At 36.2% G+C, this 25,929-nt stretch carries 19 protein-coding genes; 13 read left to right on the plus strand and 6 right to left on the minus strand.

Translation table 11 applies throughout. From position 1 onward, the window contains the following. The first annotated feature begins 49 nt into the window (after positions 1–49). The 6 genes from malQ (at position 50) to glgP (ending at position 11,930) form a co-directional block, all read left to right on the plus strand. Positions 50–2,143 (plus strand): 4-alpha-glucanotransferase, encoded by a 2,094-nt coding sequence (gene malQ / locus K7G93_RS03095; RefSeq protein ID WP_226690811.1) that lies wholly within the window; start codon positions 50–52, stop codon positions 2,141–2,143. Positions 2,144–2,169: 26 nt separating this feature from the next. Beyond that, the gene (glgB, locus tag K7G93_RS03100; RefSeq protein WP_226690810.1) at positions 2,170–4,386 is read left to right on the plus strand and encodes a 1,4-alpha-glucan branching protein GlgB; all 2,217 of its coding nucleotides are present in this window, start codon (positions 2,170–2,172) and stop codon (positions 4,384–4,386) included. Between the two features lie 12 nt (positions 4,387–4,398). Beyond that, on the plus strand, positions 4,399–6,399 hold the full coding sequence (glgX, locus tag K7G93_RS03105) for a glycogen debranching protein GlgX (protein WP_226690809.1): 2,001 nt from the start codon (positions 4,399–4,401) through the stop codon (positions 6,397–6,399). 75 nt (positions 6,400–6,474) lie between these two features. Next, the gene (gene glgC / locus K7G93_RS03110) at positions 6,475–7,782 is read left to right on the plus strand and encodes a glucose-1-phosphate adenylyltransferase (RefSeq protein WP_049214490.1); all 1,308 of its coding nucleotides are present in this window, start codon (positions 6,475–6,477) and stop codon (positions 7,780–7,782) included. Positions 7,783–7,923: 141 nt separating this feature from the next. Beyond that, complete coding sequence (glgA, locus tag K7G93_RS03115; RefSeq protein WP_226690808.1) at positions 7,924–9,366, plus strand: glycogen synthase GlgA; 1,443 nt, start codon at positions 7,924–7,926, stop codon at positions 9,364–9,366. 107 nt (positions 9,367–9,473) lie between these two features. After that, entirely contained in the window at positions 9,474–11,930 is a 2,457-nt protein-coding gene (glgP, locus tag K7G93_RS03120; protein ID WP_191134803.1) for a glycogen/starch/alpha-glucan family phosphorylase, read from the plus strand. Between the two features lie 117 nt (positions 11,931–12,047). Here glgP and K7G93_RS03125 read toward each other — a convergent pair whose 3' ends face one another. The 5 genes from K7G93_RS03125 to argR all read right to left on the minus strand — a co-directional run bounded on the left by K7G93_RS03125 (position 12,048) and on the right by argR (position 17,863). After that, complete coding sequence (locus K7G93_RS03125; protein ID WP_226690807.1) at positions 12,048–12,221, minus strand: hypothetical protein; 174 nt, start codon at positions 12,219–12,221, stop codon at positions 12,048–12,050. Between the two features lie 66 nt (positions 12,222–12,287). After that, complete coding sequence (gene ppc / locus K7G93_RS03130) at positions 12,288–14,927, minus strand: phosphoenolpyruvate carboxylase (RefSeq protein WP_226690806.1); 2,640 nt, start codon at positions 14,925–14,927, stop codon at positions 12,288–12,290. A 234-nt stretch (positions 14,928–15,161) separates the two neighbouring features. Next, complete coding sequence (gene purR, locus K7G93_RS03135) at positions 15,162–16,166, minus strand: HTH-type transcriptional repressor PurR (protein ID WP_115322726.1); 1,005 nt, start codon at positions 16,164–16,166, stop codon at positions 15,162–15,164. A gap of 314 nt (positions 16,167–16,480) precedes the next feature. Beyond that, entirely contained in the window at positions 16,481–17,377 is an 897-nt protein-coding gene (locus K7G93_RS03140; protein ID WP_226690805.1) for a TIGR01777 family oxidoreductase, read from the minus strand. A gap of 18 nt (positions 17,378–17,395) precedes the next feature. After that, positions 17,396–17,863 (minus strand): transcriptional regulator ArgR, encoded by a 468-nt coding sequence (gene argR, locus K7G93_RS03145; protein WP_115322724.1) that lies wholly within the window; start codon positions 17,861–17,863, stop codon positions 17,396–17,398. A gap of 216 nt (positions 17,864–18,079) precedes the next feature. Here argR and mdh point away from each other — a divergent pair, with 216 nt between their 5' ends. After that, the gene (gene mdh, locus K7G93_RS03150) at positions 18,080–19,015 is read left to right on the plus strand and encodes a malate dehydrogenase (RefSeq protein ID WP_049214483.1); all 936 of its coding nucleotides are present in this window, start codon (positions 18,080–18,082) and stop codon (positions 19,013–19,015) included. Positions 19,016–19,318: 303 nt separating this feature from the next. Here mdh and argS read toward each other — a convergent pair whose 3' ends face one another. Further along, the gene (gene argS, locus K7G93_RS03155) at positions 19,319–21,052 is read right to left on the minus strand and encodes an arginine--tRNA ligase (protein WP_049214482.1); all 1,734 of its coding nucleotides are present in this window, start codon (positions 21,050–21,052) and stop codon (positions 19,319–19,321) included. Positions 21,053–21,140: 88 nt separating this feature from the next. On the opposite strand from argS, the gene K7G93_RS03160 reads away from it, so the two are divergent. From K7G93_RS03160 to K7G93_RS03185, 6 genes are all read left to right on the plus strand, one after another. Then, on the plus strand, positions 21,141–21,728 hold the full coding sequence (locus K7G93_RS03160; RefSeq protein ID WP_224046203.1) for a VOC family protein: 588 nt from the start codon (positions 21,141–21,143) through the stop codon (positions 21,726–21,728). A gap of 5 nt (positions 21,729–21,733) precedes the next feature. After that, positions 21,734–22,045 carry a hypothetical protein gene (locus K7G93_RS03165; protein ID WP_115322721.1) on the plus strand — a complete coding sequence of 104 codons (312 nt, stop codon included), beginning with the start codon at positions 21,734–21,736 and terminating at the stop codon, positions 22,043–22,045. Between the two features lie 32 nt (positions 22,046–22,077). Further along, complete coding sequence (locus K7G93_RS03170) at positions 22,078–22,545, plus strand: outer membrane lipoprotein (protein ID WP_049214479.1); 468 nt, start codon at positions 22,078–22,080, stop codon at positions 22,543–22,545. Between the two features lie 159 nt (positions 22,546–22,704). Continuing rightward, on the plus strand, positions 22,705–23,787 hold the full coding sequence (gene prfA / locus K7G93_RS03175) for a peptide chain release factor 1 (RefSeq protein WP_115322720.1): 1,083 nt from the start codon (positions 22,705–22,707) through the stop codon (positions 23,785–23,787). A 19-nt stretch (positions 23,788–23,806) separates the two neighbouring features. Next, positions 23,807–25,132 carry a peptide chain release factor N(5)-glutamine methyltransferase gene (gene prmC / locus K7G93_RS03180; RefSeq protein WP_308443516.1) on the plus strand — a complete coding sequence of 442 codons (1,326 nt, stop codon included), beginning with the start codon at positions 23,807–23,809 and terminating at the stop codon, positions 25,130–25,132. Positions 25,133–25,135: 3 nt separating this feature from the next. Then, positions 25,136–25,927, plus strand: coding sequence for a SirB1 family protein (locus K7G93_RS03185; protein WP_191134798.1), 792 nt, complete (start codon positions 25,136–25,138; stop codon positions 25,925–25,927). The last annotated feature ends 2 nt before the right edge of the window (positions 25,928–25,929 follow it).

Below are 25,929 nucleotides of genomic sequence, written 5' to 3' on the forward strand. Positions count from 1 at the left end.
TCTTGGATAGAATAACTACTAAATGTTAGTCTAGTTTAGGTAGTTAATAATGGATATGACGTATTTAAGGCAGGAGGCTGAGAAGCAAGGTATTGCCAGTTCTCATTATGATATTGATGGCAATTTAATTTATGCTAGTCCAGAAACGTTGACATATTTTACTGAATTATTAACTCAGCCAACTAAACACAATAAATCAGTTTCTTATTATGATGATGTCGCTGTATTTTTTGAGCATAAGCCTATTCAATATGACGTAACACCGTTAAACTTATCAAATCAATCTTTTACTTATCAAGTATCGAATGAGTCTGGACAAACATTGTTTGAACAATCTTCGACCATTTCTTCTTCATTCATTGAATTGCCAGCTTTAGATTATGGTTATTATCAATTAGTTGTCTCTAGTGCAGGAAAAAATTATTGTGTTCGTTTACTTGTTTCACCCAAAACTGCCTATCAGCACCCTGTATTAGAGCAAAAGAAAGCTTGGGGATTGAATGTACAGCTTTATAGTTTACGTTCACAACAAAATTGGGGGATTGGCGATTTTGCAGATTTAACTTACCTCATTAAACAAGCTAGCCAATATGGTGTTGATTTCATTGGTATTAATCCATTGCATTTAATGTATCCTACAGTACCAGAGTGGGCGAGTCCATACAGTTCTTCGTCTAGACGTTGGTTAAATCCTATTTATTTAGCGGTGCATACATTACCTGAATTTAAATTATGTAAAACTATACAAAATTGGTTCGCTTCTGAGGAGATGCAAAGCGAGATTGAGCAATTACGCTATGCGGAGTTAGTAGATTATTCAGCAATAACGCATTTAAAGCTGACTGTTCTTGAGCAATTATTTGCTTTTTCGAAGCGGAGTAAGTCCGTACATATTGTAAAACGGCGACAAGTGTTCCAACACTTTTTGAAACAACAAGGTGAGCCTTTGTTACTACAAGGGTTGTTTAATGTACTTGATGGTCAATCACACTTACAAGAACCAACAGAACAAACGATTGGGTGGTTAGGTTGGTGTCAAGAATGGCAAAAATTGACGGAGAATAAACGCAAGGCATTATTAAAACAACACCAAGAAAAAGTTGAGTTTTATGCTTGGCTGCAATGGCTTGCTACAGAGCAATTGAATGAAATAAAAACACTATGCCAAACTGTTGGTATGAAACTTGGGATTTATGGTGATTTAGCTGTGAATAGTTCTCGTGGTAGTGTGGATGTTTGGTCCGATCCCGAACTATATTTTGTTAATGCATCGGTTGGAGCGCCTCCTGATCCTTTAGGTCCTATTGGGCAAAATTGGAATTTACCTCCTTACAATCCTTCAGTGCTCAAAGCACGTGGATTCCAACCTTTTATTGATATGCTACGCAGTAATATGCAGCACTTTGGTATTTTACGTATTGATCATGTCATGGGATTATTCCGTTTATGGTTAATTCCTGAAGGTAAAACGGCGGCTGATGGCGTTTATGTACATTATCCATTTGATCATCTCATGGCGATTTTAGCGATTGAGAGCCAGCGTAATCAATGTCTTGTAGTAGGCGAAGACTTAGGTACAGTGCCTGATGAAGTGCGGTCAAAATTAAACGAATTTCAGATTTTTTCTTATTTTGTCTTGTACTTCGAACAACGAAATAGAGAGTATCCCGCAGTAAATGCTTTTCCACTAAAAGCCTTTTCGACTATTGGTACACATGATGTGCCTTCGTTATCAAGTTTTTGGCATTGTGTGGACTTACAATTATTTAATCAATTAGGTGTTTTAGAGGGAGAAGTTTTACAACAAAAATATGAACAACGAGTCGTGGATAAACAGGCGTTGTTAGATACTTTACATCGTGATAACTATCTACCCGCACATTATGAAGGTGATGCGCTTTCGATGGCAATGCATGCTCATTTAAATTATGTCTTACATCAATATTTAGCTAATAGTTGTAGTCAACTTATTGGTGTGCAATTAGAAAATTTATTGAGTCAAGAAATCTCGTTTAATTTGCCAGGAACGAATACAGAGTATCCAAATTGGCGTAAAAAGCTTGCTTGCACATTGGAATCTATGTTTAGTGATAATCACATTACAGCGCTTTTAGCCGCCATTAATCAAGCACGTACAGTATAAATCTATTAGCGAATTGAGGATTTGTTATGGTTCAATTAGTTTCACATTCAGTAATTAATCAGTTTTTTGAAGGTACTCACGCAGATCCATTTTCTGTACTAGGAATGCATGAAACGGAAAATGGTATTGAAATTCGAGCACTTTTACCTGATGCTCATCGTGTTATTGTAATCGATAATGAAACTCATAAAGAAGTATGTGAATTAGCTTGTGTCGATGAGCGAGGATTTTTTACAGGGATTGTGCCAAAAACGAGAACTTTTTTTGCTTATCAATTACAAGTATTTTGGGGTGGCGAATCACAGATTATTGAAGATCCTTATCGATTTCATCCAATGTTAACAGACTTGGATAACTGGTTACTAAGTGAAGGATCTCATTTACGTCCTTATGAAGTATTAGGCGCACATTTTATGGAGTGTGACGGCGTATCAGGAGTCAATTTCCGTTTGTGGGCACCAAATGCGAGACGAGTTTCTCTTGTTGGTGATTTTAATTATTGGGATGGGCGTCGTCATCCAATGCGTTTTCATCAGAAGAGTGGAGTATGGGAATTATTTTTACCAAAAGCCTCTTTAGGCCAATTATATAAATATGAATTAATTGATTGTCATGGACAGTTGCGTTTAAAAGCAGATCCGTATGCTTTTAGTTCTCAACTTCGTCCCGATACAGCATCGCAAATTAGTGTCTTACCTGAAATTGTTGAGATGACTGAAAAGCGCCGTAAGGCAAATCAGCCAGATCAACCGATCTCGATTTATGAAGTACATTTAGGTTCATGGCGTCGCAATTTAGCCAATAATTTTTGGTTGGATTATGATCAGATTGCAGAGGAGTTAATTCCTTATGTGAAAGAAATGGGGTTTACCCATATTGAGTTTTTACCGTTATCTGAATTTCCATTTGATGGTTCATGGGGGTATCAACCCTTAGGCTTATATTCACCAACCAGTCGATTTGGTACAGCAGAAGGACTTAAACGCCTTATAGATAAGGCGCATGATGCAGGCATTAATGTCATTTTAGACTGGGTTCCTGGACATTTCCCAAGCGATACGCATGGTTTGGCTGCATTTGATGGAACTGCTTTATATGAACATGCTGATCCAAAAGAAGGCTATCATCAAGATTGGAATACATTAATTTACAATTATGGTCGTAATGAAGTCCGTAATTTTTTATCAAGTAATGCTCTTTATTGGTTAGAACGTTTTGGGTTAGATGGTATTCGTGTAGATGCAGTCGCATCGATGATTTATCGTGATTATAGTCGTGCTGACGGTGAATGGATCCCAAATCAATATGGTGGACGTGAAAATTTAGAAGCGATCGAGTTTTTAAAACACACTAACTGGAAAATTGATTCGGAAGTAAATGGTGCAATTGCAATCGCTGAGGAGTCGACTTCTTTTGCTGGTGTGACTAAGCCGAGTAAAGAAGGGGGATTAGGATTCCATTTTAAATGGAATATGGGCTGGATGAATGACACTCTATCTTACATGCAAAAAGATCCCGTTTATCGTCAATATCATCATGATCAAATGACATTTGGGATGGTGTATCAATATAGTGAAAACTTTGTATTACCTCTTTCTCACGATGAAGTTGTTCATGGTAAGTCTTCATTGCTTGGTAAAATGCCTGGTGATGCATGGCAAAAATTTGCAAATTTACGTGCTTATTATGGCTATATGTGGGGTTATCCTGGTAAAAAATTATTGTTCATGGGAAATGAGTTTGCGCAAGGACGTGAATGGAACTATGAACAAAGTTTGGATTGGTTTTTATTAGATGAAAATATTGGTGGTAAATGGCATCAAGGTGTACAGCTTTTAGTTAAAGATTTGAATCATGTGTATCAACAAAATTCGGCACTATTTGAATTAGATTATGATCCTGAAGGATTTGATTGGCTGGTGGTTGATGATCGTCAAAACTCTGTTTTTGCTTTTGAGCGTCGTAGCAAAAATGGTGAACGTATTGTTGTTGTGAGTAATTTCACTCCAGTGCCACGTTATGATTATCGAGTTGGTGTTAATATTGCGGGAGAATATATTGAAATATTGAATACTGACTCCGCATTTTATCAAGGGTCGAATGTGGGTAACTTTGGTACCGTAACTAGTGAAGAAATACCAAGTCATGAAAAAATGCACTCTATTTGTATATCAGTGCCACCATTGGCAACGATTTATTTAAAATATGAAGGCAAAGTATCTAAAAAAACAATAACAAAGTAGTCACTCGTTGTAATGAATATAAAAATAATTAAAACAGGAAAGCCTTACCCATTAGGTTGTACATGTCAAATAGAAGAGGACATTGTTGGTTATAATTTTTCGCTATTTTCTAGCGAGGCAAGTGAAGTTACTCTCTGTTTGTTTGATCAACAGGGTACAGAGTATACATTTCCACTGACGACACAAACAGACAATGTGTGGCATATTTGGTTAAGTGGTGTACCTGTAGGAACAGAGTATGGGTATCGAATTTCGGGAAAAACTGACCGCACTTTAGCTAACCCAAATAAATTAATGTTGGATCCTTATGCTAAAGCTGTGGTAGGTAAGCCGGATTTAAGTAGTGCAGAAAAACGTGCTTGGTTTGATTTATCTGATTCACGTGATAATGCTGCTATTGCACCTAAAGCTATAGTAATCGAAGACAACTTTGATTGGGAAAACGATCAATTATTACAAACCCCTTGGGCTAAAAGCGTGATTTATGAGCTGAATGTAAAAGGGTTTACACAGTTAAGAGGGGATTTACCAGAACAGATTCGCGGTAGCTATGCGGCATTAGCACATCCAAATATAATTGCTTATTTGCAAGAATTAGGAGTAACAGCAATAGAATTATTGCCCGTAAACTATCAGCTTGATGAAGTGCATTTGCAAGAAAAGGGGCTGCATAATTATTGGGGATACAGCCCATTAGCGATGTTTGCTGTGGAACCAAAATATTGGTCAAAACAAGCTAATTCAAGTCCGCTCACTGAATTTAAAATGATGGTAAAGACATTACACCAAGCAGGTATTGAAGTCATTTTAGATGTTGTGTTTAACCATAGTGTTGAATCTGAAAAGCATTTTCCAACATTTAGCCAGCGTGGTATCGATGATAAAGTTTACCACTGGCAAGATGAGAAGGGGGCTTATTGCAATTGGACTGGTTGCGGTAATACGATGAATTTATCTCATCCTATGACTCGTCGTTGGGTAGTAGATTGTCTACGTTATTGGGTTGAAGAATGTCATGTCGATGGTTTTCGTTTTGATCTAGGTGCAGTACTAGGGCGTGAAAATCTGGGTGGGTTTAATCCACAGGCACAATTATTTGCCGATATTATTGCTATACCTAGTTTACAGAAGTGTAAATTGATTTCCGAGCCTTGGGATATTGGCGAGTTTGGGTATCAAGTTGGTCATTTTCCTGATTATTTTGCTGAGTGGAATGATCGTTTTCGTGATGATATGACACGTTTTTGGTTATGGAAAAGTGGTGAAAATGGTGCCTTTGCTGAACGGTTAGCGGGTTCAAGTGATATTTTTAAACGTGGCGAACGTAAGCCTCATTGTTCAGTGAATTATATTACTGCACACGATGGTTTTACGTTACGTGATTTAGTGAGTTATAACCAAAAACACAATTGGGCTAATGGTGAAGAAAACCGAGATGGTCGGAATGAAAATTATAGCTACAATCATGGTGTTGAAGGTATAGAAAATGTACCAAATGCTATAGAAAATGCTCGTATGTTAAGTGCCATAAGTTTATTGATGAGCCTATTATTATCCAATGGTACACCGATGTTATTAGCGGGAGACGAATTTGGTAATTCACAATTTGGTAATAATAATGCTTATTGTCAAGACAATGAAATCACATGGCTTAAATGGCATGATTTTAACCAGACATTATTTGATTTAACTAAGCAAACGATTGCAATTCGTCAACAAATTCCAAGTTTAAAAAATGATTTGTGGTGGACTAGCGACAATGTGCAATGGCTTAATGTAGATGGTCAGTCGAAGAGTATTGAAGATTGGCATAATCGAGATGTAAAAGCATTACAAGTGATGCTCGATAATCGTTGGTTATTTTTGATTAATAGTAAAACAGAATTACAAACTTTTTTATTGCCAAAAGGTGATTGGGAAGTTGTATATCATGCAGCAAACACGACCATGCAGGATAATTTGGTCGAGGTGGGGGATATCGCTTTTTGTGTGTTGCAAAAAAGAAGTAGTTAATAGACGTTGAAACAATAAATAAGGGTAGTTGATATTAGGTTGTGCAACATTACCCATATAATAATGGAGGTCATTATGAATAGTAGTATTGCTAAATTACCTAATAAATATGAGCTAGTAAAAGATACGCTCGTATTAATTCTTGCGGGCGGTCGTGGTTCGCGCCTTTATGAGTTGACAGATAAACGTGCTAAGCCTGCATTATATTTTGGAGGAAATCGCCGTATTATCGATTTTGCTTTATCAAACTGTTTGAACTCGGGGCTAAATCGTATTGGCGTCGTGACACAATATGCAGCACATTCTTTATTACGCCACTTACAAAATGGTTGGTCATTTTTACCAGCAGAACGTGGTGAATTTATTGATATGTTACCAGCACGTCAGCAAATTGATGATTCTACTTGGTATCGCGGTACAGCGGATGCAGTATATCAAAACATGGCGATTATTCGTGATCACTATTGTCCGAAATACATTCTAATTTTAGCGGGTGACCATATTTATAAACAAGATTATAGCCAAATGCTATTAGATCATATTAATAGTGGTGCAAAATGTACTGTTGGTTGTATTGAAGTTGAACGTGAAAAAGCCTCTGAATTTGGTGTGATGGCAGTGAATGAAAATCTTAAAGTGAAGTCTTTCGTTGAAAAACCAAAAGATCCACCAGCTATGGTTGGTAAACCAAATACTTCCCTTGCTTCAATGGGGATTTATGTGTTTGATGCTGATTATTTATATGATGTATTAGAGCGCGAAGTGACTTCACCTTATACCTCACATGATTTTGGTAAAGATGTTTTACCAAAAGCGTTAGAGGAAGGGGTACTGTATGCACATCCATTCAGCCGTTCTTGCATGGGACGTAATACCGAAGGTGAAATTTATTGGCGTGATGTTGGGACATTAGATAGCTTCTGGCAGTCGAATATTGATTTAGTTTGCGAAAATCCACAATTAGATATTTATGACCAGACTTGGCCAATCCGTGGAAATCCTGTGCAAACTTATCCATCAAAATTCTTCTATAAAAAAGAAAATGCACGCCCAGTAGATAATTCACTAATTTCAGGTGGGTGTGTTATTACGGATGCCTCTATTAGTTATTCGGTTCTTTTTGATCGTATTAAAATTGATGAAGATTCAGAAATTGATCACTGTGTTGTTTTACCACAAGTCACAATTGGTAAAAACTGTAAATTGAAACGTTGTATTATTGATCGCCATTCTGTGATCCCAGATGGGATGGAAATCGGTGTTAATCTTGAACTTGATCGCCAACGCTTTAGAGTAAGTTCTGGTGGTGTTGTATTAGTTACGCCATCGATGCTAAAAAAGTTGAACGGTGAAAAAGTTATTTCAGAATCCCACTTAGATTAAAGTGCGGTCAGTTTTGGAGACGTTTTACCGATTCAAATTATGAATTAAATAAACGTAGGGCGGACCTATGTGTTCGCCCTTTTATATTGAAATACAAACGACCAATAGTTTGTACATATTTGACACTTTAAAGGTAACAAAATGAAAGTACTACATGCTTGCTCGGAATTATATCCTTTATTGAAAACAGGTGGGTTAGCTGATGTGATGGGTGCATTGCCTTTTGCACAAAAAGAGATTGGTATTGATGCTCGCATTGTACTACCAGCTTATCCAGCTATTATAGCAGGGATTCCAGATACTGTAGTTGTCAGTGAATTTGATAACTTTGCGGGACATATCGTTTTACGTTATGGCGAATATAAAGGGGTGGGGGTCTACTTAATTGATGCGCCACATTTATATCAACGAGAAGGTAATCCGTATCATGATCAATGGTATAACGATTATGCTGATAATTATAAACGTTTTGCATTACTAGGTTGGGTTGCGGCTGAATTAGCTACGGGGCTAGACAGTTGGTGGCGTGCCGAAGTGGTACACGCTCATGATTGGCATGCGGGCTTAAGTAGTGCTTATTTATTTAATAAAGGACGTCCTGCAAAATCCGTTTTTACTATTCATAATTTAGCTTATCAGGGGCAATTTTCTTATCATCATCTATTTGAAATAGGGTTACCTGCGAGTATGTTCCATGTTGATGGTTTAGAACTATACGGGCAAATTTCTTATTTAAAAGCAGGATTATATTATTCTGATGTCGTGACAGCAGTCAGTCCGACTTATGCGCGAGAAATTACAACCCCTGAGTTTGCTTATGGTTTACAAGGTTTATTGAATACATTGGCACAGCAAGGACGTTTAGTGGGTATTCTCAATGGCGTTGATGAGCAAATTTGGCATCCTAACAATGATAGTTATATTGAACATCACTATAAATTAAAAGCTATGACGGGCAAACGCAAAAATAAAGAGGCGTTACAAGCGTATTTTAATTTGCCGCAAGATCCCGAAGCTTTATTATTTGTTATGGTTACACGCTTAACCGAACAAAAAGGTGTGGACTTATTGATTGAAAGCGCAGATGAAATTGTAAAACAAGGTGGGCAACTTGCATTACTTGGTTCTGGATCACCTCATTTAGAAGCAGGTATTAAATATTTAGCTGAGCAATATCCACAGAATATTGCTGTGAAGATTGGTTATGATGAGGCTCTCTCACACTTAATGGTGGCAGGTGGCGATGTAATTTTGGTGCCAAGCCGTTTTGAACCTTGTGGCTTAACACAATTATATGGCTTGAAATATGGTACTTTACCACTAGTACGCTCCACAGGAGGGCTTGCTGATACTGTTGTTGATTCAAATGCTGAAAATATTAAAACACGTGTTGCAACAGGTTTTGTTTTTGAGCATGCAAATGGCGAATCTCTTCGTCATGCTCTCGTAAATGCATTTGCATTATGGCAGAAGCAGCGTTTATGGTTTAGTGTCAGAACTATTGCGATGGAACAAGATTTTAGTTGGCAAATTTCGGCGAAAGGTTACCAACACTTATACCAACGTATTTTATCGAGCTATTAAGTATTAATTTTATTTATTAAGATTTTTAACAAAAAAACTGTTGCATTTTTGTGCAAAAATGACTAAATTGCAACGTTTTTTAAATCATTTAGGAGTGTAATATAACTATGATCATGGATAACTTCGACTCTCCGTTTTTATATAATCGTCCAGAGATTACAGTAGAGTCTTTGAAAAAAACCATTGTATCGAAACTTATTTTTTTAATTGGCCGCTCACCAAAAGAAGCTAGTCAGCGTGATTGGCTTAATGCAACATTATATGCTGTACGTGATTTTGTAACTGAGGGTTGGATAACAACTGCTCGTCAAGCGAGAAGTGAAGAAACACGTCGAGTTTACTACTTATCAATGGAATTCTTAATTGGTCGTACATTGTCTAATGCAATGCTTGCAGAAGGTGTCTACGATATTGCTAAACAAGCTTTATCTGAACTTAATGTGAACCTTGAAGACGTTTTAGAAAAAGAAGTCGATCCAGGATTAGGTAATGGTGGATTAGGTCGTTTAGCAGCTTGTTTTATGGACTCAATTGCTACATTAGCATTACCTGGTGTGGGCTATGGTATTCGCTATGAGTATGGCATGTTCAAGCAAGAAATTGAAGATGGTCATCAAGTTGAAAAACCTGATGCTTGGTTAGATAAAGGTGCGCCATGGGAATTTATTCGTCCTTCAAAACGCCATACTATTCGTTTTGGCGGAGGCATTCATTTTGAAGGTAAAAAATGCATTTGGACGAGTAAAGAAGAAGTTGTGGCATTAGCTTATGATCAGATCATTCCTGGTTATGCTAATGATTCTGCTGCTACATTACGTTTATGGGGCGCTTATGCTGGTGATCGTTTTGATTTAGCCGATTTTAATAAGGGTGATTATTTTGCTGCGGTACAAGATCGTACATTAAGTAAAAATATTACTCGTGTTTTATATCCAGATGACTCAACTTGGAGTGGTCGTGAGTTACGTTTACGCCAAGAATATTTCTTAGTTTCCGCTTCATTACAAGATATTATTTACCGCCATAAACGTATCCATAATACGATGGAAAATTTTGCAGATAAAGTCGCTATCCATTTAAATGATACTCATCCTGCATTAGCGATCCCTGAATTAATGGTGATTTTAATCGATGAGGAAGGTTTTGAGTGGAAAAAAGCATGGGATATTACTCGTCGCGTATTCTCTTATACCTGCCACACGTTAATGTCTGAAGCGCTGGAAACGTGGCCAGTAGAAATGATGGCACACATTTTACCACGCCATTTACAAATGATTTTCGAAATCAATGATTATTTCCTTGAATACGTACGTACTTATGTGACAACTGATGCTGATTTCATCCGTCGTGTTTCATTGATTGAAGAAGGGGATCACCGTAAAGTTCGTATGGGCTGGTTATCTGTTGTCGGTTCAAATAAAGTTAACGGTGTAGCTGCGATTCATTCTGACTTAATGGTAACGTCGACTTTTGCTGATTTTGCACGTATTTATCCAGAGCGTTTTACTAATGTAACAAATGGTATTACACCTCGTCGCTGGATCGGTGTTGCTAACCCAGAACTCTCAGCATTATTTGATAAATATATAGGTAAAGAATGGCGCCGTGATCTGAGCCAATTAACGTTGTTAAAAGAAAAAGTACAAGATCCTGAATTGAAAAAATCAGTGGCGAAAATTAAGTACAATAATAAAGTTAGATTAGCAAATTACATTAAAAATGAATTAGGTATTGAGGTTAGTCCAAATGCTTTATTTGATGTACAAGTGAAACGTATCCATGAATATAAACGTCAAATTTTAAATGTGCTACATATCATCGCTCGCTATAATGCGATGATTGAAAACCCAGAAAAAGATTGGGTGCCACGAGTGTTTATTCTTGCGGGTAAAGCAGCTTCTGCTTATTATGCGGCAAAACAAACAATCAATTTGATTAATGATGTGGCAAATGTAATCAACAATGATGAACGCTTAAAAGGACGCTTAAAGCTAGTATTTATTCCTAACTATAGTGTGAGTCTAGCCGAATTGATTATTCCAGCAGCAGATATTTCAGAGCAAATTTCATTAGCTGGGACAGAGGCGTCTGGTACGAGTAATATGAAATTTGCACTTAATGGTGCATTAACGATTGGTACTTTAGATGGTGCTAATGTTGAAATTTTAGATAATGTTGGTGAAGAACATATCTTTATTTTTGGTAATACGGTAGAAGAGGTTGAGGCATTACGTCGACAAGGTTATCGTCCATTCGAGTATTATCAGAATGATGAAGAGTTACGTAATGTTGTGGATCAAATCATTGCGGGTCGCTTCTCACCAACAGACTCAAATCGTTATCATCAATTACTACAATCATTGCAGTATCATGATTATTATCAAGCATTTGCAGATTTCCGTAGTTATGTTGATATGCAACAACGAGTCGATGCGAAATATCAAGATCAAAATGCATGGATTGACAGTACATTGCAAAATATTGTCAATATGAGCTACTTCTCTTCTGACCGTACTATTTTAGAGTACGCAGAGAAAATTTGGAAAATTAAACCGATTAAATAAGGCTTAGTCTTTCCTTATTTAGAACAAAGTGCGGTTAAAATCTGAAAAATTTTGACCGCACTTTTTTGTGTAATTCACAGCTAAACACAATATGAACAGACTCTAAGAGTAATTCATTTATTGCGATAAACGTACTTCTTTTAGCCAACGTTCAATAATCCGTTTTGCTTCTTGGTTAGCGCCAAAGTGTTTAAAATCGAGATCGACTAAATTAAGTGTAGAGGGTAAAACAGCATTTTTTGATAATGTAGTCAGTTTATTTACAGGTAACTGATAAGGCGCTTGTTGCATCTAATTAAACTCTTGTCCTTCTCTACTTAACACTCAATCTACGAATAATGTATATTAACTCATATATTACCCTGTATTACGCATGCCTGCAGCAACACCAGTAATAGTAATCATTAATGCTTGTTCCACATCAGGATTTGAGCTTTCTGGTGTTGCACGTAAACGGCGTAGTAATTCTACTTGCAGCAGATTGAGAGGATCGGTATAGACATTGCGTAGTGCGATAGATTCTGCAATCCAAGGCAAATCGGACATCAGTTGATCTTCATGTGATAAAGCAAGTATGGTTTGAATATCTTGCTTAAGTTGTTGGCGCAATGTTTCTCCTAGATACCAAAGTTCAGGCTTAACAAGATGTTGGTCATAATGCTCAGACAGCCAAGTATCCGTTTTACTGAATACCATTTCTAACATACCAATACGTGTTGAGAAAAAAGGCCATGTTTTACACATTTCTTCAATGACTTCTGCATTGCCATTCTCGATAGCTTGGCGTAATGCCGCACCTGCGCCTAACCAAGCAGGTAGCATTAAGCGATTTTGCATCCAAGCAAAAATCCATGGGATAGCACGTAGGCTTTCTACACCACCATTAGGATGGCGTTTTGCTGGGCGAGAGCCTAATGGTAATTTAGATAACTCTTGTTCAGGTGTTGCTGAACGGAAATAAGGAACGAAATCTTTTTCACCGCGAACAATATTACGATAAACTTCACAGGATACAGTAGATAATGAATCCATTAATGCTCGCCATTGCCTTTTCGGCTCTGGTGGAGGAAGTAGGTTTGCTTCTAAAATTGCACTGGCATATAAATCAAGGCTCCCGATTGCAACGGCAGGTAACCCTAATTTAAAACGGATCATCTCACCTTGTTCAGTCACACGTAAGCCATTTTTCAGTGAGCGTGGGGGTTGAGATAATAATGCCGCGTGAGCAGGGGCACCACCACGACCAATTGTTCCGCCACGACCGTGAAATAGGGTTAACTCAATATTGAGATTTTCACAAAGATTCACTAAGGCTTCTTGTGAACGATACTGTGCCCAAGAAGCAGCCAACATGCCTGCATCTTTTGCTGAATCAGAATAGCCAATCATGACCATTTGTTTGTTATTGATAACGCCGCGATACCAGCCAATATTGAATAGTGCTTTCATTACTTGTTCTGAGGCATTTAAATCCTCTAATGTTTCAAATAATGGTACAACAGGTAAATGATAGTTGACTCCAGATTCTTTCAATAACAAATGGACCGCTAACACATCAGAAGCTGTTTTGGCCATTGAAATGATATAGCAAGAAATCACCCCCTCTGGTTGCTCTGCAATGACTTTGCAGGTGTCTAAGATTTCCTGTGTTTGCTCTGAAGGTTGCCAATCACGTGGTAGTAGTGGACGACGAGAATTTAATTCACGAATGAGAAAGGCTTGTTTATCATTTTCTTCCCATTGGGAATAATCACCTAAACCAATATAGCGTGTTATTTCAGCAATAGCGTCTGTATGACGAGTGCTTTCTTGACGAATGTCTAATCGTGACAATGTCACGCCAAAACAACGAATACGGCGTAAACAATCAAGTAATAAACCGTTAGCAATAATGCGCATACCACAAGCTTGTAAGGATTGGTAACAATCATAGAGCGGCTCCCATAACTGTGCATCCTCAGTGATAATGTCATTATCAGAAGTTCTAGGCGGACGATTAGCTAATAAATCATCATAATAGGCAAGCGTCATGGTTAGTTTAGAGCGTAATGCTTTTACTACAGTACGATAAGGCTCCAAATGATCACCATATTTGGCTCTGAATTCCTCAGTGCACTTTACTATAGATAACTCGTCTGCTAATGCTTGAATATCTGTTAGAAATAAACTTGCCGCTTTCCAACGTGCTAGCTGTAATACTTGGCGTGTTACAGTTGCAGTAACAAATGGATTACCATCACGATCCCCTCCCATCCATGAAGAAAAACGAATAGGATTTAGCTCTACAGGGAGGTTAAAACCAAAAAACTCGACCGCACTTGTGTTGAGTCGACGCAAAAATTCTGGTACAGCTTGCCATAAACTATTTTCAATAACTGCAAATCCCCATTTAGCTTCTTCAAATGGCGTTGGGCGATGAGTACGAATTTCATTGGTATGCCATGCTTGAGCAATGAGTTGTAAGAGACGGCGTTCAATAACTTTACGTTCTTCTGCCGTTAAATCACTGTGTTCTAGTTTACTTAAACATTTATTAATTTCTACATGCTTATGTACCAATGAACGTCGGGTCACTTCTGTTGGATGGGCTGTTAATACGAGTTCAATTAAGAGTTTTTCAACTGTTGCAATGACTTTTTCTTTAGCAATATTTTGAGCTTTCAAACGTTTAAATAACGCAGAAATAGAACGATCTGAAGCAACTTGATCGTCATGTTGGCGTGAGACAGTTTGATATTGTTCAGCAATGTTAGTGAGGTTAAGGAATTGGCTAAATGCACGCGCAACAGGAATAATATTATCATTTGAGATAGTCGCTAAAGTTGTGAGTAATTTTTGACGTGCTTTATCATCGCCATTACGAGAATTACGAGATAGAATACGAATATTTTCAATTAGCTCAAGGATATCACTGCCTTGTGCATCACTGATTGTTTCCCCAAGAAAACGCCCAAGCATATTGATATTATTACGCATAGTTGAATACTGCTGAATCATGAATGACCTCTTTGAACAATGTTAAACTTGAATAAGTAAAAATACTTGAATTGAAGTAGATATAAACAAAAATAACTAGAAAGATCAATCATAATTAGTTTATCAAATAAAAAAATTACAATAGGTTAAATAATGTGATATTTATCTAATTTTATTGGCTTTTATTAGAGTAAATCTAATGAATAGAAGAAAAATTTAAAATCCTCATTTTTAGTAAATGAGGATTAATGTGTTTTAACGAAGGGATTTAACGGATTTACGTATCACTAATTCAGGGTGCATTTCAATGACTTCTCGTTGCTCAGATTTTTCATTAATTCGTTCGAACAATAATGTTACTGCTTTTGCGCCTAAGCGTGATTTTGACTGATGAATTGTCGTTAAAGGTGGTGAATAAAAACGTGAGGCATGGATATTATCATAACCAATAATTGAAATATCCTCAGGTACATGTAATCCTTTTTCACCGATAGCTGAAATTGCGCCAAGAGCCATTACATCATTGCAACAAAAGACAGCTGTTGGTAACTCAGGTTGTACTAAGATCTTATTCATACATTCATAACCATCTTCAGGTTCAAAAAAACCTTCCATTACCCAATTGGGATTAATAGTTAAATTCGCTTCTGTCATTGCTTTAATAAAGCCTTCATAACGCGTTTTAGCTGTTGTTTTAGTCAATTCACCTGCAATAATACCAATTTTAGTATGACCTTGTTCAATTAAATGTTTTGTTGCGATATAGCCCCCTTCAAAACTATGATCTTGAATAATGTCAGTATGTTCATTATTAGGTCCCCAGTCCATTACTACCATCGGTAAAGATGTAAAATTTGCTAGTAGGTCTAATGAATCTTGTGTATATTCAGCACACATTACTAGAATACCATCGACACGTTTTTTAATTAGCATTTCAAGATGATTTTTAATTTTTTCTACATTATTTTGTGTATTACATAAAAAAAGGGAATAGCTTTGTCGATAACAATGTTCTTCTACTGCATGAATAATTTCAGCAAAATAAGGTGCTTCACTACTCGTAACAATCATACCAATAGATTTTGTTGTATTTACTTTTAAACTTCGAGCAACAGCACTAGGTGAATAATTTAACGCTTGAATAGCTTGTAAAACGAGTTTTTCAGTTTCGGCTGCAACAAAACGAGTTTTATTAATAACATGTGAGACTGTTGTTGTTGACACACCAGCCATTTTTGCGACATCTTTAATTGTTGCCATAATTCTTTTTCTCCATACAAATCTTATTTATTATAAGGACTGAAACTGAATTGGTTAAGCACTAGAGAGAAAATATTTGTAAAACATCACAATTTTAATTTTTATTATCAATTAGGCTTCTATTTATAGTCAGTTTATTGTTAGAATGATGCGGTAAATAATACACAAACTTAATTTATGAGAGGTAAAAATGGGTGATTTTGGTTATGCAATGATGACAGTTACTTTTTCCTTAGGCATGATAGTTGTACTCGCTGCATCAATCTTTTAAAGAATATAATATTAACTTCCAAAGCTGAGAATGTTAAATCATCTCAGCTTTTTTGTTTTAATATATCTTGCAGAGCAGCTTTCAGCTCAGGATACTGGAAATGAAATCCCCCTGCTTGTAGTTTCTCTGGAATAATTTTTTGGCTATCAAGTAATAATTGTACCCGTTCACCGAGAAATAAATTGAGTATAAATGTTGGTACTGCTAGGAAATAAGGACGTTTCAGTAGCTGACCTAACATACTATTAAAATCCTTATTACGTACTGGATGAGGTGTGACTAAATTAAAAGCACCACTACATGCTACATTATTCAGTAAAAAAACAATAGCTGCAATCATGTCTTTTAATGTGATCCAGCTCCAATATTGTTCACCATTTCCTAATCGACCGCCTAATCCCAAACGATAAATAGGTAACATTTTAGCCAAAGCACCGCCTGTTTTTGCAAGCACGATACCAGTACGTAACAGGCATACACGTGTTTTCGCTTTTAATGCCTCAGCCTCCCATTTTTGGCAAAGTTGTCCAGTGAACTGTGCAGAGGGCTCTGATTGTTCCGTAATGATATATTCTTTTTTATCACCATAATAGCCTGTCGCAGAGCCTGAAATAAAAGTGTGGGGTGGTGTAGTGCTATGATTAATTAAACTAGTTAACTGTTTCGTTAATTGTACTCGACTTTCTATTAATCGTTGTTTTTGTTCAGTTGTCCAACGGTGTGTAAAAATAGGCTCCCCAGCAAGATTAATGACTGCATCAAATTGATTTAAATCGTTATATTGGGTTAATGATGAAATAAGTTGCACTTTAGGTGGCAATTGAATACGAGCTTTATCTGGTGAACGGACCAAAGCAGTGATTTGATAACCTAACTCTAATAAATGAGTAATTAATGTCGAGCCAATTAATCCTGTTGCACCAGTAATTAAAATCTGCATATTTTTTCCTCATTATGCTCAAATAGAGGCCTCAAATAATTCTCTAATACTTTTAATCAGATCTTGAATATTCGAATCTAATGTTGGTGTGACGAAAATCGTGTCATCACCAGCAATAGTACCCAGAATACCATCTGCTTTACCAATTGAATCTAATAAACGAGCGATAAGTTGTGCTGCACCAGGAGTTGTTTTGATGACGATGACAGAGTGGTTGTGATCGATATCTAATACGAGATTTTTAAGTGGACTTTTCGTATTAGGTACACTGAGTTCATTTGGTAAACAGTATACCATCTCCATTCTTGTATTTCGTGTACGAACTGCACCAAATTTAGTCAACATTCTAGATACTTTAGATTGATTAATATGTGTAAAACCTAAATCTTGTAATGCTTGTACAATTTCACTTTGTGAACCGAAACGTTCTTGTGCTAACAACTCTTTAAAAGCATTTAATAAGTTATCTTGTTTTTCAATACTCATGATTTTGCCCCTAACTTACATGTGATGTATAGATCTTGCATAAGTTTGCATAAACATGCAAATACATTTCATAAAATAATTTTTTTTAATAAAGTGCGGTTAGTTTTTATTGAAAGTTTGAATTAGATCGCACTATTGAATTTATCTATTTGAATTTGTATTGGGTTCATTCTAAAATCTTACAAGTTTAATTTATTAACCCATAAGGAGTAGCAAATGAAAGTTGCAGTTCTAGGTGCCGCAGGCGGTATTGGTCAAGCGTTAGCATTGTTATTAAAACTACAATTACCAGCAGGTTCAGAGCTATCATTGTATGATATTGCGCCAGTGACACCAGGTGTTGCTGCGGATGTGAGTCACATTCCAACAGCTGTTAAAGTGCAAGGATTTGGGGGAGAAGATCCAACACCAGCATTACAAAATGCAGACATTGTGTTAATTTCTGCAGGTGTTGCACGTAAGCCAGGTATGGATCGTTCAGATTTATTTAACATCAATGCGGGAATTGTACGCAACTTGATTGAAAAAGTTGCATCAGTTTGCCCAAAAGCGTGTGTTGGTATTATTACTAACCCAGTGAATACTACTGTTGCTATTGCAGCAGAAGTGTTAAAGAAAGCAGGAGTTTACGATAAACGCAAATTGTTTGGCGTAACCACATTAGATATTATTCGTTCTGAAACGTTTGTTTCTGAATTGAAAAACTTAGAGCCAATTCGTACAACTGTCCCTGTGATTGGTGGACATTCTGGTGTGACAATTCTGCCATTATTATCTCAGGTTCCATATGTAGAATGGAAAGAAGAGGAAATTGCACCACTCACAAAACGTATTCAAAATGCAGGTACTGAGGTTGTTGAAGCAAAAGCAGGCGGTGGTTCAGCAACTTTATCAATGGCACAAGCGGCTGCGCGTTTTGCACTTTCTTTAGTGAAAGGTTTGCAAGGTGAGAATGTTGTTGAATGTACCTATGTTGAAGGTTGTGGAAAATATGCTCGTTTCTTTGCTCAACCAGTACGTTTAGGTAAAGAAGGTGTTGAAGAAATTCTTCCAATTGGTCCATTAAGCACGTTTGAACAGCAAGCTCTTGATGCAATGTTAGAAACATTACGTGCAGATATTGAGTTAGGTGAAAAATTTGTTAATCAATAAGCGGTTTTAATTAATTTATCGCTTTTAAGAGCATCAATAATTTGATGCTCTTTCTTTTTGTATAGCAGTGATAAAAATCAAAATTTAAATAAAAATCGTGAGTTAGTTCACATTATTAAAAATAACCATTTGCTAAATAAGGTTTATTTTCGTATTCTGAACACAACTAAAAACAAGTGCTATACAAATAGCCGACATATTTTGCTTTCCGAGTAGTGCCTTAAAATAAGGCACTTTTTTTATTCTCTGAATAAGCAAAAAGCTGATAAAGATATCAGCTTTTTGAATACAACTACTTATTTATTACATTTTCTCAACAGTTTTAATACCTAATAAATCGAGTCCTTGCTTCAACGTTTTTGCTGTCAATAATGCTAATTTCAAACGACTTAATTTTATTTGTTCGTTTTCATTATTTAAAATAGGGCAGTGTTCATAAAACGATGAGAAAAGACCCGCTAATTCATATAGATAAAGACATAGAATATGCGGTGTGCCCTCTTTAGCAACAGTTTGAATAGCTTCTTCAAATTGTAATAGTTTAACTGCCAATATACGTTCTTTCTCATCATTAAGGATTACTTTGACCTCTTTAAGATCTTGTTCAGTTAAATTACTACGATTGAAAATAGAACGAATACGAGTATAGGCGTATTGCATGTATGGTGCAGTATTCCCTTCAAAACTCAGCATATTGTCCCAATCAAATACATAATCAGTTGTTCTATTTTTAGATAAATCTGCATATTTTACTGAGCCAATTGCGACAGCTTCAATCACTGCTGCTTTTTCCTCTTCAGAGAGTGTATTGTTTTTTTCATTAATTAATTGACTTGCACGCTCTACAGCTTCATCTAATAAATCAGCTAATTTTACAGTACCACCTGTACGTGTTTTAAATGGTTTACCATCTTTACCGAGCATCATACCGAAGTTTTTATGTTCAAGCTGGAAATTATCTGGCACGTAACCTGCTTTGCGTGTAATTAACCAAGCTTGTTGCATATGTTGACTCTGACGAGTATCAGAGAATACTAAAGCACGATCTGCTTTTAGTGTTTCATAACGGTATTTCGCAGCTGCAATATCCGTTGTCGTATACAAAAAGCCACCATCTTTCTTCTGAACGATAACTCCCATAGGCTCACCATCTTTATTCTTGAACTCATCAAGATATACAACTAAAGCCCCCTCATCTTCAACAGCTAGACCTTGCTTTTTTAGATCGGCCACAATATTTGGTAACATTGGATTATATAAACTTTCGCCCATAACATCTTTTTCAGTTAGTGTGACATTTAAACGATCATAGTTATGTTGATTCTGCTTCATCGTGATATCGACAAGCTTCTTCCACATTTTGTTACAATACTCATCACCACTTTGTAATTTAACGACATAGCGACGTGCTTTTTCAGCAAAGATTAGATCGTTATCATAATGTTCTTTTGCTGCACGATAGAATGCTTCTAAATCACTTAACTCCATCGCTGTTGCATTTTCATTTTCCATTTTTTCAAGGTAAGCAATTAACATACCAAATTGTGTTCCCCAATCACCAACATGATTAGCTCGGATAACGTTATTACCCAAGAACTCAAGTGTACGTACGACAGCGTCACCAATAATTGTTGAGCGTAAATGTCCAACATGCATTTCTTTTGCAACATTAGGGGAGGAGTAATCAGCAACAACAGTTTGAATTTCTTCAGATTTAATACCTAATTTTTCATCATTTAATGCATGTTCTATATTATTAGCTAACCAATTTTTATCTAAGAAAATATTAATGAAGCCGGGACCAGCAATCTCTACTTTTTCAGCAATATTCGTTAAATCAAGTTTTTCAATAACTTTTTGTGCAAAATCACGAGGGTTTTCTCCTTGTTTTTTCGCTGAGGCCATAATACCGTTAGCTTGATAGTCACCGAATTGTACTTTATTTGATTGACGAACAAGCGCATCACATTGTGTATCTGCACCAGCTAGCATCATTGCTTGTTTAATTTTGTTAGATAAAATAGATTGAATATTCACTGTATTTTTGTACCTAGATTATGAATTAATAAAATAATCGGCTATGATACCGCTCTTTATACATTCAGAAAAGAGACCAAGAGAAAAAATGACAATATTTAACCAGTCACATCCCTTTTGCATCGAAGTCGCTGATTTACTAGAGAGCTTTTCTTCTTTTGAAAAAAAAATTCAAACTTTAGCTCAGATAATTAATTTAGATTTAAATGAATATGAAATTGACCATATTGCACTACGTGTGAATACAGAGGACAAGGCGAAATATTGGCTGACACAATTATTAAAGTATGGTACAGTTTTGAGCAATAATGCCGTCAATGGACGTATTATTTATTTAATTAAATTAAAGTACCCTTTGCATTTTGCTGGGCAGTTTATTGATATTATCGAATTACCATTTCCTAAAAATAAAATTTATCCTATTGAAGGTTGGGAACATATTGAAATTGTGATTCCCTTTTTGCAAAATGAAACGACAGAATCTTGGGTAGAACGTATTTCTCGTTTATTTTTATGGAACAAATTGGATAATTTAAAAGTCAAAGTAAGCGAACCTAAAGTAGAAGGAGAGCAACTACCTAATCCATCAGTTGCAGTCAGTTTGATGGATAAGGCTCAAAACCATGCTTGTATTAAGGTTCATCCTTATAATATAAAAAAAGTTATTGAGGTTTAGTAAAGATGAAAAAAACAACGGTTTTAGCATTAGCAGCAGTATTAAGTTTAGGATTGGTCGCTTGTACAAAAAATCATAATGACCACTATTACGGTAATGGCTATCGTGCTGAAATTCTTTTTAGTGAATACAATGGTGAAAATTTACTATTAACTGTACGTAAAAATGATTGTGAGAATAAAGAAGGTCCGGTAGAAACATTACAACTTTCTCACAAATATGATTCAACTCTTGTGGTTGGTGCTTGTGTTCGTGTTCTTGATAATAATGAAGGTTTAAAGAATATTTCTACTTATAATCCAAGATCACCTTTATAATTTTGTTGTTAGTTTAATAAGGTAGGAGCTTTATGAAGAAAATAACCGTAGTCGGAGTAGCCGTTTTAATGAGTTTAGGTTTGGTTGGCTGTGCAAATACTGATATTTATAGTGGTAATGTATATGAAGGTAACCAAGCAAAAGAAACTCGCTCAATTAGTTATGGTACTATCGTTTCTAGTCGTCCAGTAAAAATTCAAGCTGATAATCAAGGTATTATCGGTACTATCGGTGGTGGTGCACTTGGTGGTATTGCTGGATCAACTATCGGTGGTGGTACAGGACAAATGATTGCAACAACTGTTGGTGCAATTGCTGGTGCAGTTATTGGTAGTAAAGTTGAAGAAAAAGCAACTCAAGTGGATGCACTAGAACTTGTTATTAGAAAAGATAATGGACAAGAAATTGTTGTTGTGCAAAAGTATGATGCAAGTTTAATGGCAGGTGCACGAGTGCGTATTGTCGGTGGCTCACGAGTGAATGTCTCTGTTATCCGATAATTTCTACTATTTTAGAACAGGGCTTTCAGTTAATCACTGAAAGCCTTTTTGTTTTGTGATTATCTATGATTAATAAGAAGATTCTTTATAGTTTCTTTTAAATACATGTTAGAATTATCCGATTTTTTATTTCATTTTGTTAATTTATAAGGTTAATCAATGAAACCAACAATTATCAGTAAATTAGAAAGTTTAAAAGAGCGTCATGAAGAACTTGAGGCGCTGTTAGGTGATGCTACTGTTATTAGTGATCAAGATAAATTTCGCGCTTATTCAAAAGAATATGCACAGCTAGAAGATGTAGTGAAATGTTTTGCGCGTTGGAATCAATTACATAGCAATATGGAAGATGCACAATTATTGCTTGATGATCCAAGTATGAAAGAAATGGCGCAAGAAGAAATTGAAGAATGTAAAACTGAATTGGATCAAGTTGAGCAACAGTTACAAATTCTTTTATTGCCTAAAGATCCGAATGATGAATATAACTGTTACTTAGAAATACGTGCGGGTACTGGTGGTGATGAGGCAGGTATTTTTGCAGGTGACTTATTTCGTATGTATAGCCGTTATGCAGAAAGTAAGCGTTGGCGTGTTGAGATATTAAGTGCTAACGAAAGTGAGCAAGGTGGTTACAAAGAAATTATTGTAAAAGTCAGTGGGGAAGGGGTTTATGGTCAGCTTAAATTTGAATCTGGAGGTCATCGCGTACAACGTGTACCAAAAACAGAATCCCAAGGACGAATTCATACTTCTGCTTGTACAGTAGCTGTAATGCCAGAGTTACCTGAGTCAGAATTACCTGAAATTAATCCATCTGATTTACGTATTGATACTTATCGTTCATCGGGGGCTGGTGGGCAGCATGTTAATACAACAGACTCAGCTGTACGAATTACTCATATTCCAACGGGGATTGTCGTTGAATGCCAAGATGAACGTTCACAACATAAAAATAAAGCTAAAGCTTTATCGGTATTAGCATCACGTATTGTACAAGCTGAAAAAGAGCGCCAGGAACAAGCTCAAGCAGATACACGCCGTAATTTATTAGGTTCTGGCGACCGTTCAGATAAAATCCGCACTTATAACTACCCACAAGGGAGAGTGACTGATCATCGTATCAATTTAACTGTATATCGTTTAGATGAGGTTATGAATGGTAAAATTGATGAGCTAATTCAACCAATTATTACTGAATATCAAGCTGATCAGCTAGCAGCATTATCTGAGCAAGTATGATGTGATTAATATATAAAAGATGGAAGATAATCTAACTAAAAAATGGGCATTTGCTGTAATGCCCAATTATTTAGCTTGTTTAGTTATTGCAGGTTATAAAACAGCAACTTGCTCTGGTTGCCTTTTTTATACTCTGAGTGGAGAGTTATTGCCTCAAATAAATGATAAATCAATTGTTTTAGATCACAATAATATTCCTCTTGTTATGATTAAGGTAACATCAATTGAAAAATGGGCATTTGGAGAGGTGCCAGAAGACTTTGCTTTAGCAGAAGGAGAAGGGGACTATACTCATTGGTATCAAAGCCACGAGCAATTTTTTAATGCACAATTGGCAGTTCTAGATGAAAGAATATTAGCAGATCATGTGGGGGTGAAAGATAAAAAAGTGACATCTGATTTCCAAGTGATTTGTGAGAATTTTGTTGTCGTTGATATTCAAACTAAAAGTTATTCTGAGTGGTTAAGTTTTGCAGAAAATGTACTATTAGAAGTATTAAGTTTTGATCCTTATATCAATATTAAATCAGATATCTATGTTTTATTGTCTTTTGTGACAGGGCGTAGTAAGGCAAGCCTTATAGCATTTTCAGAAATGCTTCTTACACAAGATCAACTGATACAATTAGCAAAATTACTTGTTCGTCGTGCACAAGGTGAGCCTATAGCCTATATTCTGAGCGAAAAAGAGTTTTGGTCATTACCATTAAAAGTATCAAAAGATACATTGATCCCTCGTCCCGATACAGAAATCTTAGTCGAAAAAGCGCTTGAGGTGATTAAATTACGTTTAAACTCACCGCACTTTTCTGATGAACTGACGATTTTGGATTTAGGTACAGGAACGGGAGCTATAGCAATCGCATTGGCTTTTGAGTTAGCGCCTTTTGTGCAAAAGTGCGGTATAAGCTTGAAAATTTTTGGAGTAGATTGTATTGCGCAAGCAGTGATGTTAGCACAAGAAAATGCAACACGGCATAATTTGGATATAAGGTTTTTACAAAGTTCGTGGTTTACAGAGTTAGATTTAAGTTGCAAGTTTGATGTTATTGTAAGCAATCCACCTTATATTGATGAAAATGATCCCCATTTACTACAAGGTGATGTACGTTTTGAGCCTTTATCTGCACTGATCGCAGAAGAACAAGGTTATGCAGATTTAAGGTATATTATTGAGCAAGCACCTCATTTTTTAAAAAAATCGGGTTATTTATTATTAGAACATGGTTGGCAACAAGGGCAAAAAGTGCGGTCAATTTTTAAAGAAAACCAATGGCAAGATGTTATCACTGTGCAAGATTATGTTGGACATGACAGAGTGACATTGGGTTGTTGGAGAAGTTAGCAAATGAAATACGTGAAAAAAGCACTTTATGATGAAATGTTAGCTTTTTGTAATACGACATTGAGAGATAATGACAATTTACTACGTCTGCGTGGAAGAATGGGGCACTTAGTACGTGCCGCACGTAAAGAAATTCCAGATGAAATGGAAATGAAAACCAAAATTCATTTACTTTTGCAATTGTTCTATGGGAAATGGGGATTTCATTGTGATCCTAATTCTTATTTTCTTTCATCAAATTTATATTTAAATGATGTATTAGAAACAAAAAAAGGAATGCCAGTCAGCCTTGGTGCGATTTTACTTTATATTGCTGATCGTTTAAATTTACCACTTTACCCTGTTAATTTTCCGACTCAATTGGTATTACGTGCTGAAGTAGAGGGCGAAGTGGCATTTATTAATCCTTGGGATGGACAATATATTCCACTTGGACTATTACATAAATGGTATGAGGGAGCGATGGGGTTTGGAATAGAACTTACCCCAGCAGAATTAGCTGTTGCGAATATAGGGGATTTATTAGGGCGTTTTAGACAACTTGCTAAAAATGCATTAATTCGCGAAGAACGAAATGACGAAGCGTTATCTTATATTTCTCATTTAATGCATTATTACCCAGATGACCCTTACGAAGTTCGCGATAGGGGACTGGTATTGGCGCAAATGGGTTGTTATCACGTGGCGACAGAAGATTTTGAGTATTTTATTGACCAATGTCCTCAAGATCCAACTGCAACATTACTAAAAAATCAATTAGAAGAATTAAGGCAAGATTCTTATCCTATTCACTAAGA

This window comes from Pasteurella canis (genome assembly GCF_020810675.1).
Taxonomy (GTDB): Bacteria; Pseudomonadota; Gammaproteobacteria; order Enterobacterales; family Pasteurellaceae; genus Pasteurella; species Pasteurella canis.

What these genes read in the sequence shown, in the direction of transcription:
- malQ (WP_226690811.1), top strand. Translation starts at nt 50, where the DNA reads ATGGATATGACGTATTTAAGGCAGGAGGCTGAGAAGCAAGGTATTGCC.
- glgB (WP_226690810.1), top strand. Translation starts at nt 2,170, where the DNA reads ATGGTTCAATTAGTTTCACATTCAGTAATTAATCAGTTTTTTGAAGGT.
- glgX (WP_226690809.1), top strand. Translation starts at nt 4,399, where the DNA reads ATGAATATAAAAATAATTAAAACAGGAAAGCCTTACCCATTAGGTTGT.
- glgC (WP_049214490.1), top strand. Translation starts at nt 6,475, where the DNA reads ATGAATAGTAGTATTGCTAAATTACCTAATAAATATGAGCTAGTAAAA.
- glgA (WP_226690808.1), top strand. Translation starts at nt 7,924, where the DNA reads ATGAAAGTACTACATGCTTGCTCGGAATTATATCCTTTATTGAAAACA.
- glgP (WP_191134803.1), top strand. Translation starts at nt 9,474, where the DNA reads ATGATCATGGATAACTTCGACTCTCCGTTTTTATATAATCGTCCAGAG.
- K7G93_RS03125 (WP_226690807.1), bottom strand. Translation starts at nt 12,221, where the DNA reads ATGCAACAAGCGCCTTATCAGTTACCTGTAAATAAACTGACTACATTA.
- ppc (WP_226690806.1), bottom strand. Translation starts at nt 14,927, where the DNA reads ATGATTCAGCAGTATTCAACTATGCGTAATAATATCAATATGCTTGGG.
- purR (WP_115322726.1), bottom strand. Translation starts at nt 16,166, where the DNA reads ATGGCAACAATTAAAGATGTCGCAAAAATGGCTGGTGTGTCAACAACA.
- K7G93_RS03140 (WP_226690805.1), bottom strand. Translation starts at nt 17,377, where the DNA reads ATGCAGATTTTAATTACTGGTGCAACAGGATTAATTGGCTCGACATTA.
- argR (WP_115322724.1), bottom strand. Translation starts at nt 17,863, where the DNA reads ATGAGTATTGAAAAACAAGATAACTTATTAAATGCTTTTAAAGAGTTG.
- mdh (WP_049214483.1), top strand. Translation starts at nt 18,080, where the DNA reads ATGAAAGTTGCAGTTCTAGGTGCCGCAGGCGGTATTGGTCAAGCGTTA.
- K7G93_RS03160 (WP_224046203.1), top strand. Translation starts at nt 21,141, where the DNA reads ATGACAATATTTAACCAGTCACATCCCTTTTGCATCGAAGTCGCTGAT.
- K7G93_RS03165 (WP_115322721.1), top strand. Translation starts at nt 21,734, where the DNA reads ATGAAAAAAACAACGGTTTTAGCATTAGCAGCAGTATTAAGTTTAGGA.
- K7G93_RS03170 (WP_049214479.1), top strand. Translation starts at nt 22,078, where the DNA reads ATGAAGAAAATAACCGTAGTCGGAGTAGCCGTTTTAATGAGTTTAGGT.
- prfA (WP_115322720.1), top strand. Translation starts at nt 22,705, where the DNA reads ATGAAACCAACAATTATCAGTAAATTAGAAAGTTTAAAAGAGCGTCAT.
- prmC (WP_308443516.1), top strand. Translation starts at nt 23,807, where the DNA reads ATGGAAGATAATCTAACTAAAAAATGGGCATTTGCTGTAATGCCCAAT.
- K7G93_RS03185 (WP_191134798.1), top strand. Translation starts at nt 25,136, where the DNA reads ATGAAATACGTGAAAAAAGCACTTTATGATGAAATGTTAGCTTTTTGT.